We start from the raw sequence: 14,920 nt of genomic DNA on the forward strand, positions 1-14,920 counted from the left end.
CGCTCCGCGGTGTGCGGAGCGGGGCCCGGTGCCGTGACCCGCGGTGGATCAGTCCTCGGAGCCGGCGGCCGGCAGCTGGGACTGGATCAGGTTCATCACCGAGGAGTCGGCCAGCGTGGTGGTGTCGCCCACCTCGCGGCCCTCGGCGATGTCGCGCAGCAGGCGGCGCATGATCTTGCCGGAGCGGGTCTTGGGCAGTTCGGAGACCACCTTGATCTGCTTGGGCTTGGCGATCGGGCCGAGCGTCCTGCCGACGTGGTTGCGCAGGTCGGCGATCAGCTCCGCGCTGTCGGTGGCGGTGCCGCGCAGGATCACGAAGGCCACGATCGCCTGGCCGGTGGTGGCGTCGGTGGCGCCGACCACCGCGGACTCGGCGACCGCCGGGTGGCCGACCAGCGCCGACTCGACCTCGGTGGTGGAGATGTTGTGGCCGGAGACCAGCATCACGTCGTCCACGCGGCCGAGCAGCCAGATGTCGCCGTCCTCGTCCTTCTTGGCGCCGTCGCCGGCGAAGTAGCGCCCCTCGAAGCGCGACCAGTAGGTGTCGATGTAGCGCTGGTCGTCGCCCCAGATGGTGCGCAGCATGGACGGCCACGGCTCGGTGAGCACCAGGTAGCCGCCGGAGCCGTTGGGCACCTCGCGGGCCTCGTCGTCGACGACGGTGGCGGCGATGCCCGGCAGCGGGCGCTGGGCGGAGCCCGGCTTGGTCTCGGTGACGCCCGGCAGCGGGCTGATCATGATGGCGCCGGTCTCGGTCTGCCACCAGGTGTCGACGATCGGGGTCTTGCCGGCGCCGATGTGCTCGCGGTACCAGATCCACGCCTCGGGGTTGATCGGCTCGCCGACCGAGCCCAGCACCCGCAGGCTGGTCAGGTCGAACTGGGCGGGGATGCTGTCGCCCCACTTCATCCAGGTGCGGATCAGGGTGGGCGCGGTGTAGAGGATCGTCACGCCGTACTTCTGCACGATCTCGAACATCCGGCCCTGGTGCGGGGTGTCCGGGGTGCCCTCGTAGATCACCTGGGTGGCGCCGTTGGAGAGCGGGCCGTAGACGATGTACGAGTGACCGGTGACCCAGCCGATGTCGGCGGTGCACCAGTAGACGTCGGACTCCGGCTTGAGGTCGAAGACCGCGTTGTGGGTGAAACTGGCCTGGGTGAGGTAGCCGCCCGAGGTGTGCAGGATGCCCTTGGGCTTGCCCGTGGTGCCCGAGGTGTACAGGATGAACAGCGGCTGCTCGGCGTCGTGCGCCTGGGGGGTGTGCTCGGCCGACTGGCCGTCGACCAGCTCGTGCCACCACACGTCGCGGCCCTCGGTCCAGGCCACCTCCTCGCCGGTGCGGCGCACCACCAGGACACTGCTGACGCCGTCGACCTTGGTCAGCGCCTCGTCGATGGCGGGCTTGAGCGCGGAGGGCTTGCCGCGGCGGTAGCCGCCGTCGGCGGTGATGACGACCTTGGCGTCGGCGTCCTTGATCCGGGAGGCCACCGCGTCGGCCGAGAAGCCGCCGAAGACCACCGAGTGCGCCGCGCCGATCCGGGCGCAGGCCAGCATCGCGACGACCGCCTCGGGGATCATCGGCAGGTAGACGGCGACCCGGTCGCCCTTGGCCACACCGAGCTGCTCCAGGGCGTTGGCGGCCCTGGAGACCTCGTCCTTGAGCTGGGCGTAGGTGATGGCGCGGCTGTCGCCGGGCTCGCCCTCGAAGTGGATGGCGACACGGTCGCCGTTGCCGGCCTCGACGTGGCGGTCCACGCAGTTGTAGGCCACGTTCAGCTTGCCGTCGGCGAACCACTTGGCGAACGGGGGGTTCGACCAGTCCAGGGTCTCGGTGGGCTCGACTGCCCAGCTGAGCCGGCGGGCCTGCTCGGCCCAGAAGGCCAGCCGGTCCTCGGAAGCCTGCGCGTAGGCGTCGGCGGTGACGTTGGCGGAGGCGGCGAGCTCCGCGGGCGGGGCGAAACGCCGCTCCTCCTTGAGCAGATTGGCCAGGCTCTCGTTGCTCAACGCGCACTCCTCATCGAGTCTCAAATACCGGGGAACCCCGTGCGGAGGGATTGTCCCGTGTGTCCCAGCGCACAGCTCACCAGGCCAACAGCTCCGTTGACAAGAGCTGCCGGGAAATTGGTGTAGACCTTTGATCGGCCGGAGCCTCCCGCCCAGGTGGGCGCGGCCCCGAGCCTCCCGCCGGCCCTCCCGTCGTCTTCCCGTCCCCCGAGCCGGTCAATCCCGCACGACACCTTGACGCCCCCGCCGACCGGTACTCCACTGACAGTGGTCATTCAATCACTGTGCGCATTCGTGACGGGGGTACCGCCATGAACCCCACCCCTCCCCTCCCCGGCGACTTCGCGGTCGTCCGGATGGGCGGCCGCATCGGCCGCCTGATCCGGATCGGCCAGTTCCTCAACGGCGACGGCTTCGCCGACTACGAACACGCCTTCGTCCACGTCGGCGACGGCCTGCTGATCGAGGCCCAGCCCGGCGGGGCGCTGCTCGGCCCGCTCTCCGCGTACGAGGGCGTCCCCGCCCGCTGGTCCACCGGCCGGATCCCGCTCACCGAGGAACAGCGCGCCGCGATCGTCGCGGCCGCCCGCTCCTACCTCGGCACCCCCTACAGCTTCGCCGACTACCTCGCCCTCGCCGCCGCCCGCCTGCACCTCCCGGTGGGCCCCCCGCTGCGGCGCTTCGTCGCCAGCACCCGGCACATGATCTGCTCCCAACTCGTCGACCAGTGCTACCAGGACGCCGGGGTCCACCTCTTCACCGACCACCGCTGGCCCGGCTACGTGACCCCGGCCGACCTGGCCCGGCTGCTGCTGTGACCGGAGCGCCACCGCGGCGGGGGCACGGCCGCGGCGGGGCACTGCCGTGCTGCGAGTGCCGTGCCTTCTAGGTTCTGTCCGGTCGGTCTTGTCGGATCAGCGCGCGGCGTCGGGCGCCCGGCAAGATCGGCCGGACAGGGCCTAAGCGGCGAGGTCCTGTTCCGGCTCGACCCGCGCGTGCACCGGCGCGAAGTTGCCGGTGCGCGCGTCCAGCACGTACGCCTGCGCGGTGGCGAAGTCGAAGTACATTCCGACCAGCCGCAGCGAACCGTCCGCGACCCGGCGCTCCACCGCCGGGTTGGCCATCAGCTGGTCGAGCTGCTGCACCACGTTGGTGACGCACAGCTGCTCCACCACGTCCGCCGCGGGGCGGCCCTCGAACCCGGCGGGCGCGCGCCGCAGCCGGTCGAGCGAACTGCGCCCGTTGCGCAGCCAGCGGGCCAGCGCGGTGGGCGGCCCGGCCGCCTCGGTGACGCCGTCCAGCAGGGCCTTCATCGCACCGCAGCCGGAGTGCCCGCAGACCGTGATCGAGGCGACCTCCAGCACCTCCACCGCGTACTGGACGGCGGCGGCCACCGAGTCGTCCGCGGCGCCCGGCTCGTACGGGGCGGGGACCAGGTTGCCGACGTTGCGGACGGTGAACAGGTCTCCCGGGCCGGAGCTGGTGATCATGCTGGTGACCATCCGGGAGTCCGCGCAGGCCACGAAGAGCTGCGAGGGCGTCTGGCCGTCCCGGGCGAGGCGGGCGAGCTCCTGGCGGACCAGCGGGGCGGTGTGCTGCTGGAAGCCGCGGACGCCGTCGAGCAGGCGCACGTGCGGGTCGTCCTCGTTCTGCTCGATGCAGTGGTGGCCGACCCAGGGCGTCCAGGCCCGGCAGCGGTGCGGGCCGGGGGAGCTGCCCGCCCGGACGGTGCCGTCCGGATCCAGCACGTCCTTCGGCTGGCGCTCCGTCAGCATCACGACCTGCGCGCCGGTGGCCTGGTGGCCGGTGCGCCAGGCGTGCAGCGCCTCGTAGGCGGCGTGGTCCAGGAAGGAGCCGTCGTGGTGGACGGTCACCCGCGCCCCGGCCGGGATCCGGCCCAGCACCCGGCTCAGCTCGGGCACGGCGGCGAACGTCAGCGGGCCGTGGGTGCGGACGGTGTGCGAGCCGTCCGCCTCGGCCAGCACCTCGACGTGGGCGCGGGTCAGCCGGTAGAGGGCGAGCAGCACGGCGACCGAGCCGCCGAGCACCACCCCGAGCGGGACGCCGAGCAGCACCACCCCGAGCACGGTGGCCAGGTACACCGGGAACTCGCGGTGCCGGTGCACCCGGCGGATGTGCGCGAAACTCACCATCTGCACGCCGACCACCAGCACCAGTGCGGCCAGCGCGGCCAGCGGGATCCGCCGCAGCCCGGCGGTCAGCACCAGCGCGGCGACCAGCACCCAGCAGCCGTGCAGCACCGCGGAGGCCCGGGTGGCCGCGCCGGCCTGCACGTTGGCGGTGGAGCGGACGGCGCCGCCGGCCACCGGGAGACCGCCGAGCAGCCCCGAGAGCAGGTTGGACGCGCCCTGGGCGCGCAGCTCGCGATCCAGGTCGCCGCTGCGGCGGGTCATCCGGTCGACCGCGACGGAGGACAGCAGCGACTCCACGCCGGCCACCGCGGTGACGGTCAGCACCAGGCCGAGCAGCGCCGCCCAGTGGTCGGACAGCAGGCCGAGCGGGGGCGCCGAGAAGAACTGGTGGTGCTCCCAGACCGGGAGTTCGACCCGGGCCAGCCGCAGTTCGGCGATCAGCGACAGCGTGGTGGCGGCCGCCACCGCGACCAGCGCGGCGGGCAGCCGGGCCAGCCGGGCGCCGACCCGGCCGGCCGGGCCGGGCAGCAGGCCGAGCCGGGGCCAGCCGTACAGCACCGCCAGCGCCAGCAGGCCGACCACCAGCGCGGGCAGGTGCGGACCGGCCAGCTCGCCGGGCAGCGAGACCAGGTCGGCCAGCGCCGAACTGTGCGGCGTGCCGCCGAGGATGACGTGCAGTTGGGCGATCGCGATGGTCAGGCCCACGCCGGCCAGCATGCCGTGCACCACGGCCGGCGAGACGGCGAGCGCGGCGCGGGCCACCCGCAGCGAGCCGAGCAGCAGTTGCAGCAGGCCGGCGGCGACGGTGACCAGGCAGGCGGTCTGCCAGCCGTACTGGGCGATCAGCCCGGCGGTGACCACGGTCAGCGCGGCGGAGGGGCCGCTGACCTGGAGGTGGGTGCCGCCGAGCAGGCCGGCCACCAGCCCGCCGACGGCGGCGGCGACCAGGCCGGCCGTCAGCGGGGCGCCGGTGGCGAGGGCGATGCCGAGCGAGAACGGCACCGCGATGAGGAACACCGCGAGGGAGGCGGGCAGGTCGTGCGCCAGCAGGGCGCGGGCCCGGCCCGGGGCCGGACCGGCCTGCGGCGGGGCGTGGTCGGTGGTGTCGGAGGCGATGGGGGCGCTGGAGACATCGGGTGTCATGGGGTCTTCCCGTCTTCTTCCGGGGGAACGAACGCAGTCAGGTCCGGCGGGTTGTGCCTGGTCGGATCGGCTGTCGTGGGTCACAGCGGGTGTGGCGGGGCGGCGCGCGGCGACGACGGCCTGCGGCGACCTGTGGTTCAAGAGTTGGTAAACCGAGAGTAATGGAACCTTTGCACAGCGTGCGCTTCGAGTGCCAGTACAAATAGGGGCGTTCACCACATCGTGTGGCACCCCGGCCGGGCGGGAATTTCCTGGTGGGAACGCTCGAGGGGCCGGTCCGGCCGTGGTGGTCGGAGCGGCCCCTCGGGGTCGGCGGAGCGGGGCGGGGCGGGTTCAGACCCCGGCGGTCCGGGGCTGCCCGGCGCCCAGCACGTAGTCCGGATCGACCTGGCCGGCCAGGTCGGTGCCGACCTTGGCGTTGCCCCAGCTCTCCGCGTTGCGCAGGTGGAAGCGGACCGCCTGGGCGCTGTACCGGCGCGGGTCGCGCAGCCCGTGGGCGGTGTCGGCGGCGGTCTGCAGCCGGGCCAGCACCTCCCGGTTCGGGGGCTCCAGCTCGCGCAGCGGCGGCTCGTCCCCGCGCTCCAGCCGGCGCACCCAGCCGGACTGCCCGAAGCAGGCGTACAGGTCCTCGCCGACCTCGCGGCGCAGGAAGTCCAGGTCGTCCGGGCCCTGCACCTTGTTGCCGACCACCCGCAGGTGGACGTCGAAGTCCTGGGCGTACTCCTTGTACTGGCGGTACACCGAGACGCCCTTGCGGGTCGGCTCGGCGACCAGGAAGGTCAGGTCGAAGCGGGTGAACAGGCCGGAGGCGAAGGAGTCGGAGCCGGCCGTCATGTCGGTCACCAGGTACTCGTCCGGGCCGTCCAGCAGGTGGTTGAGCAGCAGCTCCACCGCGCCGACCTTGGAGTGGTAGCAGGCCACCCCGAGGTCCTCCTCGGTGAACGCGCCGGTCGCCATCAGCCGGACCGAGCCCTCGTCCAGGGCGACCGGGCGGGCGCAGGCCGCGTACACCGGGTTCTCCTCGACGATCCGCAGCAGCCGGGAGCCGGGGCCGGGCGGGGTGGTCTTGATCATCTCCTCGGCGGAGCGGATCAGCGGGTTGTTGCCGCGCAGGTACTCCTTGATCTCCGGCAGGTGCGCGCCGAGCGAGGGGAGCGCGGCGGCCCGTTCGTCCGTCAGACCGAGGGCGGGGCCGAGGTGTTGGTTGATGTCGGCGTCGACGGCGAGCACCGGCAGGCCGGCCGCGGCCAGGTGGCGGATGAACAGTGCGGACAGGGTGGTCTTGCCGCTGCCGCCCTTGCCGACGAAGGCGATCTTCATCTCTGAGTCTCCGGCTCTCTGGCTCTGGCGCCTGCCGGTCCTCGCCGGGCCGGGCGCTTGTTGGAAACCGTTATCGTCACCGATTAGGGGTCATGCTAGCGGTGGTTTGGGGTGCCGCACATGAGGGAAGGGCGGATTGCCACGAAAGGGTGACCCGGGGGTTGTCCCCCGGTCGCCCCGCGGACTCATTACCCTCGGGTAGGTGACCACAGGAACTGACCCGCTCGCCCCGCTGGCCCAGCTCGACGGCGTCCCCGAGGCCGTCGTCGAGGTGCGCAAGAACGTCGACCGCCTCTACGGGCACCGCGTGATGCGGCGCCGGGCGGGCGAGGTGACCTCCGAAGCCGCCCTGCGCGGCGCCCGCGCCTCGGCCGCCCTGGACGGCGCCGACTGGCCGCTGGAGGAGGTCCGCCGCCGCACCGACTTCGGCGCCGACCCCGGGGCCCGCACGGTCGGCGCCGCCCTCCGGCTGTCCGCCGAGGCCGGCCAGCTGCTCGGCGTCTGGCGGACCTCCCCGCTCCAGGTGCTGGCCCGGCTCCACCTGCTCGCGGCCGGCGACGGCGACCCCGCGGCCGGCCGGCCGCGCCGGGACGGGGAGACGGCCGCGCCGCTGTTCCCGCTGGAGCTCGGGGCCACCGAGGGCGAGGCCCCCGGGGGCCCGGTCGGCGAACTCCCGCCGCCGCCCCCGCCCGCCGAGGCCGCCGCCCGCCTCGACCAGCTCGCCGGGCTGCTCGCCGCCCGCGCCGAACGCCCCACCGGCGGCGCGCCCGCCCTGGTGGCGGCCGCCGTGGTGCACGGCGAACTGCTCGCGCTGCGCCCGTTCGGCACCCACAACGGCCTGGTCGCGCGGGCCGCCCAGCGGATCGTGCTGACCGCCGAGGGCCTCGACCCGAAGGCGATCTGCCCCGCCGAGGTCGGCCTCGCCGAACTCGGCACCGCCGCCTACCGGCACGCCCTGCTCGGCTACCTGGAAGGCACCCCCGAGGGCGTCTCCCGCTGGCTGGTGCACTGCGCCGCCGCGCTCGGCCTGGGCGTGCGGGAGAGCACCGCGGTGTGCGAGGCGATGCAGCGCGGCATGGTCTGAGACCGGGCCCCGACCGGCTCCGGCCGGAACGCGGTTGCGGCGGCGCCCGAAACTTCCGGGCGCCGCCGCTGGCACGGATGCCGGGTTACCAGTGCATGCACCGTTTCAATGCCCATCAGGCGGGGTCCTGTGCCCGTTCACCTGGTGCGGCGGCCCGTCAGCGGGTCGGCTGCATGTGGGTGCCCGATCGTCCGTACATCGGTCCGTGGGGCCTTAACTGCGTTGTCGGTTCGACCTCTTGGGGTCCTTACCGGGTCTCGCGGGCCGTAACCCATTTCTACCTCAGATCGCCCGAAAGAGGAACCCGAAAACGGGGCTTTTGGTGGTTCGCGTCGAGGTTTGTCCGATTTGGCGAACCCACCGGGCGCCCCGCGGGCCCGCCCGGGGCGCCGCTCAGGCCGCCGGGCGCCGCCGCCGCGCGCTGTACCAGAGCACCCCGGCCGTCAGCACCGCCGCGCCGACCGCCACCGCGGCCACCACCGAACGGCTCGGCGCGTGGAACTCCGGCAGCCTGCGGGTCAGTTCGACCGGGCGGCTGAACACCAGCACCGGCCACTCGCGGGCCGTCGCCTCCTTGCGCAGCGCCCGGTCCGGGTTCACCGCGGCCGGGTGGCCGACCGCCTCCAGCATCGGCAGGTCGGTCGACGAGTCGCTGTACGCGTAGCAGTTGGCGAGGTTGTAGCCCTCCCGCTCGGCCAGTTCGCGGATCGCCGCGGCCTTGTTCTCGGCGTACGCGTAGTACTCGATCTCGCCGGTGTAGCGGCCCTCCTCGACGTGCAGCCGGGTGGCGATCACGTGGTCCGCGCCCAGCAGTTGGCCGATCGGCTCGACCACCTCGGAGCCCGAACTGCTGACGATCACCACGTCGCGCCCGGCCGCGTGGTGCTGCTCGATCAGCGAGGCGGCCTCGTCGTAGATGATCGGGTCGATCATCCCGTGCAGGGTCTCCGCGACGATCTCGCGGACCTGCTGGACGTTCCAGCCGCGGGTCAGCGCGGACAGGTAGGCCCGCATCTTCTCCATCTGGTCGTGGTCCGCGCCGCCGATCAGGAAGACGAACTGGGCGTACGCGCTCTTCACCACCGAGCGGCGGTTGATCAGGCCGCCCTGGTAGAACGGCCGGCTGAACGCGAGCGCGCTGGACTTGGCGATGATCGTCTTGTCGAGGTCGAAGAAGGCGGCGGTGCGGGGCACGCCGTAGCCGGTCCGGTCCGGTCGGCGCTCGGTGAAGTCGGCGTTCTCGTCGGCGTTCTCGGTGGTGTCCACGGGAACCGAGGATAGAGGGGCGACCAAAAGGGAGGGCCATTCGGTGGACCCGTGGGCGTGCGGGTTTGTGTTTCTGGCCGGTCGGGTACACCATGGAAGTCACGGATCGTTCGCGCGACCGTGCTAACCCGGTCCGGCTCCTCCCCCCCGAGCCGGGCCGTGGATAGACGACCCCCGCTCTCCCCCCCGGCGGGGGTCGTCGCATGTCCGGGCCCATTTCCCTTGGCAGTTGAGCCTCCAGGGAGTGGTGGTGCCAGTGGTTGCGGGGGGTGCTCCAGCGGTTCGCCGGCCGTTGTCGAGGTTCCTTCGCCCCCCAAGTTTTTGTCACTCTGCGTAGTTGTTCGAGTGTCATATCGGTATACCCGATGCGTCAATTCCGAGCCCCTTTAGCCCCCGTCCGAGTGACCCCGGTTATCCACAGGGGCGAGTTATCCACAGGCAATCGGAAGTCGGCTGACGCATTCCGCGCAGTCCTTCACCGTGGTGTCCGCGCCGCCCCGCGGAGCCCGTCCGGGCCACCGCGGCCGTGGCGCCGTCAGACCGTCCCCGCGCCACGGGAGGACCGCCTTGTCCGCCTCCGTCACCGACCCGCACGCCGGCCCGCCCGAGCCCCCGCCCGGGCCGCTGATCCTCACCGCCGACGAAGCGCTCGCCGAACAGCTCACCCGCCTGTGCGCCGCCGCCGGAGCCGAACCACGGCTGCTCGGCGGCGCCCCGCCGCCCGCCCGGCTGTGGGAGGGCGCCCCGCTGGTGCTGGTCGGCGACGACCTCGCCGAGCAGTGCGCCGGCCTGGCCCGCCGCCCCGGCGTCCTGCTGCTCGGCCTCGACCTCGACGACGGCGAGGTCTGGGTCCGCGCCGTCCGGCTCGGCGCCGAGCACGTGCTCTTCCTGCCGGACGCGCAGTCCTGGCTGCTCGACCGGATCGCCGACGCCACCGAGGGCGTCGGACCGCCCGCGCTCACCGTCGCCGTGCTCGGCGGGCGTGGCGGCGCCGGGGCCTCCACGCTGGCCTGCGCCATGGCGGTCCGCGCCGCCCGGGCCGGGCACCGCACCATGCTGATCGACGGGGACCCGCTCGGCGGCGGGCTCGACGTCCTGCTCGGCGCCGAACAGGACGACGGGTTGCGCTGGCCGGACCTGGCGGCCTCCCGCGGCCGGATCAGCGGCGCCGAACTCGTCCGGGCACTGCCCGAACCGCACCGGCTCAGCGCCCTGTCCTGGGACAGGTCCGACACCCTGGCCATCCCCGCCGAGGCGATGCGCAGCGTCCTGGCGGCCGCCCGCAGACGCGGCGGGCTGGTCGTCCTCGACCTGCCCAGACAGCTCGACGCGGCCGCCGCCCAGGCCCTCGAACAGACCGACACCGGGCTGCTCGTGGTGCCCGCCGAACTGCGCGCCCTGGCCGCCGCGGACCGGGTCGCCGCCGCCGTCCGGATGCGGCTCACCGACCTGCGGGCCGTCGTCCGCACCCCCGGCCCGTCCGGGCTCACCGCCGCCGACGTGGCCCGCGGCCTGCGGCTGCGGCTCGCCGGGGAGCTGGCTCCCGAGCCCGGCCTCGCCCTGGACGCCGAACGCGGCGTCCCGCCCGGCCTGCGGGAGCACGGGCCGCTGGCCCGGTTCTGCGGGCGGTTCCTGACCGAAGCGATGCCGCCCGTCGTGGCGGCCTGAGGAGAGCACGTGACCAAGCACCTGCACGCCACCGACATCCACGCTGCCGACATCCACGCCGCCGACGCGCACGCCGCCGACGCGCACCCTGCCGACGCGCACGCCGGAGACGGCCGCGTCGAGGGCGGCCACCAGGGCGCCCTGCGGGCCCTCCGGCGGCCGATCGCCCGCACCCACCGCCGGATCGCCGTACCGCGCCCCCGCAGCCTCTCCAGTGCCCCCGCAGGGCCCGCGGAGGCCGCCCTCCCGGTCGGGGACGACCCGCCCGCCCCCGACCGCCGACAGGCCCCTCCGGTGCGCTTGCTGGTGCGCCGGCAGCCACCCGCCGCCCCGGCGGACGGCGGGCCCCCGGCCGGCCGCGGCACCGGGCCGGCCCCGGACGGGGCCGCCGAACTGGTGGACGCCGTCCGGATCCGGCTCGCCGAGGCGGGCGCACCGCCCACCGCCGGACCGGTCGCCGCCGCCCTGCGCGCCTCCGGGCCCCCGCTCGGCGGGGCCGACGTGCTGACCGCCGTACGCAGCCTGCGCGCCGAGATCGTCGGCGCGGGCCCGCTCGACCCCCTGCTGGCCGAACACGGGGTCACCGACGTCCTGGTCAACGGCCCCGACCGGATCTGGGTCGACCGCGGCCGCGGCCTGGAGCGCGCCACCCAGGTGCGCTTCCCGAACGCCGACGCCGTCCGCAGGCTCGCCCACCGGCTGGCCACCGCCGCCGGCCGCCGCCTCGACGACGCCCGCCCCTGGGTGGACGCCCGGCTGCCCGACGGCACCCGGCTGCACGCCGTCCTCCCGCCGATCGCCGCCGACTGCACCCACATCTCGCTGCGCACCAGCCGCAGCCGGCCCTTCACCCTCCCCGAACTGGTCGCCGCCGGGGCCCTGCCCCCGTCCGGGGCCGACCTGCTCGCCGCCGTCCTGCGGGCCCGGCTCTCCCTGCTGGTCTCCGGCGGCACCGGCACCGGCAAGACCACCCTGCTCGCCGCCCTGCTCGGCCTCGTCCCCGGTGACGAGCGCATCGTCCTCGCCGAGGACTCCGCCGAACTGCGCCCGGACCACCCGCACGTGGTCCGGCTGCAGTCCCGGCCGCCCAACCAGGAGTCGCTGGGCGAACTGACCCTGCGCGACCTGGTCCGGCAGGCGCTGCGGATGCGGCCCGACCGGCTGGTGGTCGGCGAGGTCCGCGGCGCCGAGGTGGTCGACCTGCTGGCGGCCCTGAACACCGGTCATGAGGGCGGATGCGGCACCGTGCACGCCAACACCGCGGCCGACGTGCCCGCCCGGCTGGAGGCGCTCGGCTCGCTCGCCGGGCTCGACCGGCAGTCCCTGCACAGCCAGTTGCGGGCCGGCCTCGACGCGATCGTCCACCTCGGCCGGGACCGCGCCGACGGCCGCCGCCGGGTCACCGGCCTGCACCTGCTGACCTGTGCGCCCGACGGCCTGACCGCCACCGCGGCCGCCGTCCACTTCGAACGCGACGGCCGGGTCCGCCCCGGCCCCGGCTGGGCCCGGCTGCGGGAGCTGTGCGCCGAACGCGGCGTCGACCTGCCACCGCGCCCGGACGCGGCGGACCGGGGCGGGACGGACGGCGGCGGGCCGGACGGCCCCGGGGCGGACGGCGGCGGGACGGGCCGGGCGGACGAGGCGGTTGCCGGGCGCGGCGGGCAGGTGGCGGGTCCGGTGACCGGTCCGGCGGCGGGGGCGCCCGGGGGCGCGGCCGCCGGGCGGACCGCGGGGGAGACGGCATGACGGCGGGGCGGCTGGAGTTCGCCTGGGTGCTCGGGCTGTGCGTGATCGGGGCGGTGGCGTGGCACCTGCTGCGCTCCGCGGTCAGGAGGCCGTGATGGCGGGGGAGTACGGGATGCCCGAGGCGTACGGCGCGGCCTGTGCGGTGACTTCGCTGGGAGCGGCCGCCGGGCTGGCCGGCGGCCTGCTGGGGGCGGGGCGGCTGCTCGCGGTGCGCCGCCGGGCCCGTGGCGGCGGCCGGGTGCGGCGGGTGCTGGGCGGGCGGCGGGGCAGCGGCGGGCCGGGCGGCCGGCTCGGCCGGGCGCGGGCGCTGTGGCGGCGCCGGTGCCCGCGCTGGCTGGTGCCCGAACTGTTCCTGCTGCCGCTCGGCGCGGTGGTCGGGCACGGCACCTCCTCGGTGCTTCCGCTGGTCGGGGCGGCCTGTGCGGTGCTGCCGCTCCGGCGTCGGCGGGCCGGATGGAACGCGGCCCGGGCGGCGCGGCGGCGGGCCGCGGCGGTGATCGACCTGTCCACCGGCCTGGCGGCCGAACTGCGCAGCGGCGCCACCCCCGAACAGGCCATGCACGCCGTCCTCGCCCGGGGTGCCCCCGACTGGGGCCGCCGGCTCGGGGCCGAACCCGCGGCCCGGCTGGCGGCGGGCCGTTACGGGGCCGACCTGCCGGCGGCACTTCGCCTGGTGGCCGAACTGCCCGGCGGCGAGGGCGCGGCGGCCATGGCGGCCTGCTGGCGGGTCAGCACCGAGAGCGGCACCGGCCTGGCGGCCGGGCTGGAGCAGGTCGCGGACGCGCTACGGGCCGAACGCGCCCTCACCGAGGAGATCGCGGGCGAACTCGCGGGCCCGCGCACCACCGTGGTGGTGCTCGCGGCACTGCCCGCCGTCGGCCTCGGCCTGGGCGCGGCGCTCGGGGCGCACCCCGTCCACGTCCTGCTGCACACCCCCGCAGGGCTGCTCGGCCTGCTGGCCGGGGCGGCCCTGGAGACGGCCGGCGTTGTCTGGACGGCCCGGATCGTCCGGGCTGCGGAAGACGCCCCGGTCCGGCCCGCCCCGGTTCGCCCCGTCCCGGTTCGGCCCGCCGTCGCCCGCTGCGGGATCTCCCGGACGCGCGGTGGGCACCGGGGCGGCGAGCCGGTGCGGTGGGCGGAGGGGCGGGTGGCCCGGTGCGGGTGAGCACGCCGGGCGTACGAGGGCGGAGGGCGGGCCCGCCACCGCCCGCTGCGGGGCCTTCCGGGCGCGCGGTGGGCGCCGGTTCGGTGCGCCGATTCGGTGCGGTGGTGCGGCGGTGCGGCGAGGGCGGGCCGGGTGGTCCGGGGCGGGTGCGCGGGCTCCAGAGGCGGGGCCGGTGTCGATGATCGAGGAGGCGAGGTGGAGGCGGTGGCGGTCCTGGTTCCGGCGGCGGCTGCCGGGCTGGTCGGCGAGGCGCTGGTGGTGGCGCGTCGGCGGGCGGTGCGCCGGCGGGTCGAGCGGTGCGTCCCGGTGGCGCGGGTGGCCGCGGTACGGGGTGGGCCGCGCGGTCGGGCGGCGGCGACCGTGCGGCGGTGGCTCGGGAGGGCCTCGGGAGACCGCCCGCTGGCGGCGCTGCTGGGCGCGGCGGCCTGGGCGCTGGTCGGGGGCTGGGCAGGCCCGGTGGCCGGCCTGCTGACCGGCTGGGCCGCCTGGCGGCTGCTGCCCCGGGTGCGTTCGCCGGACGCGCGCGGGCGGGCGGCGGAGCACGACCGGCTGGTGCGTCAGCTCCCTTTGACCGCCGAGCTGTTGGCGGCCTGCCTCGGGTCCAGCGGCTCCCCGGCCGGTGCGGCGGCGGCCGTCGCGGACAGCGTGCCCTCCCCGATGCGGGACCGCCTCTCCCACGTCGCCGCCCAACTCGCCCTCGGCGCCGGGCCGGAACGCTGCTGGGAGCGACTGGCCACCGACTGCCCGCCACTGGCTCCGCTCGCCCGCTGCCTGGCCCGCACCAGCCTCAGCGGCACCCCGCCGGCCGCCGCGCTGGCCGGGCTGGCCCAGTCCCAGCGGGCGGCGGCCGCCCGGGCCGCGCACGCGCGGGTCCGCCGGGCGGGCGTGCTGGCGACCGCGCCGCTCGGGCTCTGCTTCCTGCCCGCGTTCGTGCTGATCGGGGTGGTGCCGGTGGTCACGGGGCTGACCACCGCCTTCTCCCGGCACCTGTGAGGCGCCGCCGTCCCGTCCGAGTCCACTCGAGCCCGAGTCCACTCGAGTCCGAGTTCATTCAAGTCCGTTTCCGACGAAGGGATCCCACCATGACGAACACGACGAAGCCCGTGCGGGCCGCTCGGCCGGCCACCGTGCTGCGCGCCGCCCGCAGGCTCGGAGGAAGGCTCGGCGGCTGGCTCCGGTACCGCTGCCGGAAGGCGGCGCTCGGTCCGCCGGACGCCGGGATGAACACGGCCGAGTACGCGATCGGCACGGTCGCGGCCTGCGCCTTCGCCGCCGCGCTCTACAAGGTGGTGACCAGCAGCACGGTCTCCGGAGCGCTGTCGGGGATGCTCGACCGGGCCCTGCATGCGGTCTGACCGGAGGGCGGCGGAC

11 protein-coding genes are annotated in these 14,920 nt (G+C 75.4%); 7 read left to right on the forward strand and 4 right to left on the reverse strand.

Going from position 1 to position 14,920, the window contains the following annotated elements:
• Positions 1–48: 48 nt before the first annotated feature.
• A complete protein-coding gene (gene acs, locus ACFUEL_RS00005; protein WP_380233550.1) occupies positions 49–2,004 on the reverse strand; it encodes an acetate--CoA ligase in 1,956 nt (651 codons plus the stop codon).
• Positions 2,005–2,315: 311 nt separating this feature from the next.
• Between acs and ACFUEL_RS00010 the strand changes: the two genes are divergently transcribed.
• Positions 2,316–2,822, forward strand: coding sequence for a hypothetical protein (locus ACFUEL_RS00010; RefSeq protein WP_380233551.1), 507 nt, complete (start codon positions 2,316–2,318; stop codon positions 2,820–2,822).
• A 141-nt stretch (positions 2,823–2,963) separates the two neighbouring features.
• Here the strand turns inward: ACFUEL_RS00010 and ACFUEL_RS00015 are convergent, their stop codons facing one another.
• Together ACFUEL_RS00015 and ACFUEL_RS00020 are read right to left on the reverse strand one after the other, a co-directional pair.
• Positions 2,964–5,300, reverse strand: coding sequence for a SulP family inorganic anion transporter (locus tag ACFUEL_RS00015; RefSeq protein ID WP_380233552.1), 2,337 nt, complete (start codon positions 5,298–5,300; stop codon positions 2,964–2,966).
• A 333-nt stretch (positions 5,301–5,633) separates the two neighbouring features.
• Positions 5,634–6,620 carry an ATP-binding protein gene (locus ACFUEL_RS00020; protein WP_380233553.1) on the reverse strand — a complete coding sequence of 329 codons (987 nt, stop codon included), beginning with the start codon at positions 6,618–6,620 and terminating at the stop codon, positions 5,634–5,636.
• Between the two features lie 202 nt (positions 6,621–6,822).
• Between ACFUEL_RS00020 and ACFUEL_RS00025 the strand changes: the two genes are divergently transcribed.
• Positions 6,823–7,704, forward strand: coding sequence for an oxidoreductase (locus ACFUEL_RS00025; protein WP_380233554.1), 882 nt, complete (start codon positions 6,823–6,825; stop codon positions 7,702–7,704).
• Between the two features lie 393 nt (positions 7,705–8,097).
• On the opposite strand, the gene ACFUEL_RS00030 is transcribed toward ACFUEL_RS00025, so the two are convergent.
• Positions 8,098–8,898 carry an HAD family hydrolase gene (locus ACFUEL_RS00030; RefSeq protein ID WP_380233606.1) on the reverse strand — a complete coding sequence of 267 codons (801 nt, stop codon included), beginning with the start codon at positions 8,896–8,898 and terminating at the stop codon, positions 8,098–8,100.
• 639 nt (positions 8,899–9,537) lie between these two features.
• On the opposite strand from ACFUEL_RS00030, the gene ssd reads away from it, so the two are divergent.
• From ssd to ACFUEL_RS00055, 5 genes are all read left to right on the forward strand, one after another.
• Complete coding sequence (gene ssd / locus ACFUEL_RS00035; protein WP_380233555.1) at positions 9,538–10,638, forward strand: septum site-determining protein Ssd; 1,101 nt, start codon at positions 9,538–9,540, stop codon at positions 10,636–10,638.
• 393 nt (positions 10,639–11,031) lie between these two features.
• Positions 11,032–12,384: a TadA family conjugal transfer-associated ATPase gene (locus ACFUEL_RS00040; protein WP_380233607.1), complete on the forward strand. Its 1,353-nt coding sequence runs from the start codon at positions 11,032–11,034 to the stop codon at positions 12,382–12,384.
• A 94-nt stretch (positions 12,385–12,478) separates the two neighbouring features.
• Positions 12,479–13,549: a type II secretion system F family protein gene (locus tag ACFUEL_RS00045; protein ID WP_380233556.1), complete on the forward strand. Its 1,071-nt coding sequence runs from the start codon at positions 12,479–12,481 to the stop codon at positions 13,547–13,549.
• Between the two features lie 195 nt (positions 13,550–13,744).
• Entirely contained in the window at positions 13,745–14,542 is a 798-nt protein-coding gene (locus ACFUEL_RS00050) for a type II secretion system F family protein (protein ID WP_380233557.1), read from the forward strand.
• 89 nt (positions 14,543–14,631) lie between these two features.
• The gene (locus tag ACFUEL_RS00055; protein WP_380233558.1) at positions 14,632–14,904 is read left to right on the forward strand and encodes a DUF4244 domain-containing protein; all 273 of its coding nucleotides are present in this window, start codon (positions 14,632–14,634) and stop codon (positions 14,902–14,904) included.
• Positions 14,905–14,920 lie beyond the last annotated feature (16 nt).

The organism is Kitasatospora sp. NPDC057198 (assembly GCF_042670125.1).
Taxonomy (GTDB): domain Bacteria; phylum Actinomycetota; class Actinomycetes; order Streptomycetales; family Streptomycetaceae; genus Kitasatospora.

Excerpts from the sequence above, each read along its gene's own strand:
- ACFUEL_RS00015 (WP_380233552.1), bottom strand. The coding sequence starts at position 5,300 with ATGACACCCGATGTCTCCAGCGCCCCCATCGCCTCCGACACCACCGAC.
- ACFUEL_RS00045 (WP_380233556.1), top strand. The coding sequence starts at position 12,479 with ATGGCGGGGGAGTACGGGATGCCCGAGGCGTACGGCGCGGCCTGTGCG.
- ACFUEL_RS00010 (WP_380233551.1), top strand. The coding sequence starts at position 2,316 with ATGAACCCCACCCCTCCCCTCCCCGGCGACTTCGCGGTCGTCCGGATG.
- ACFUEL_RS00020 (WP_380233553.1), bottom strand. The coding sequence starts at position 6,620 with ATGAAGATCGCCTTCGTCGGCAAGGGCGGCAGCGGCAAGACCACCCTG.
- ACFUEL_RS00055 (WP_380233558.1), top strand. The coding sequence starts at position 14,632 with ATGACGAACACGACGAAGCCCGTGCGGGCCGCTCGGCCGGCCACCGTG.